This is a genomic window from Sulfitobacter sp. HI0040, from assembly GCF_001634885.1.
In the GTDB taxonomy this organism is placed as follows: Bacteria; Pseudomonadota; Alphaproteobacteria; order Rhodobacterales; family Rhodobacteraceae; genus Sulfitobacter.
Genome location: NZ_LWEX01000561.1, coordinates 1 through 247 on the forward strand (window position 1 = coordinate 1; position 247 = coordinate 247).

Genomic DNA, 247 nt, shown 5'->3' on the forward strand with positions numbered 1-247 from the left:
CCAATATATCAACCCCGAACGCGCCATGCCGGAAGAGGCGTTCCAGGTCCACGGCCTGGGCGACGATTTCCTGCGCGATAAACCGAAATTCGCGGCCATCGGTCAGGCCTTCATCGATTTCATCGGCGACTCGAAGCTTGTCATTCATAACGCCGCTTTCGATATCAAGTTCCTGAATGCCGAGTTGAAGTGGATGGGACTTCCGCCCATCCCGTGGGAACGGGCGGTGGATACGCTGGCCATCGCG

General features: G+C 57.9%; 1 protein-coding gene. It reads left to right on the forward strand.

Features of this window, described 5'->3' with window-relative positions:
* Window positions 1-247 (forward strand): exonuclease domain-containing protein (locus A3728_RS20600; protein WP_269084908.1); only part of this gene is annotated, 247 nt, incomplete at both ends.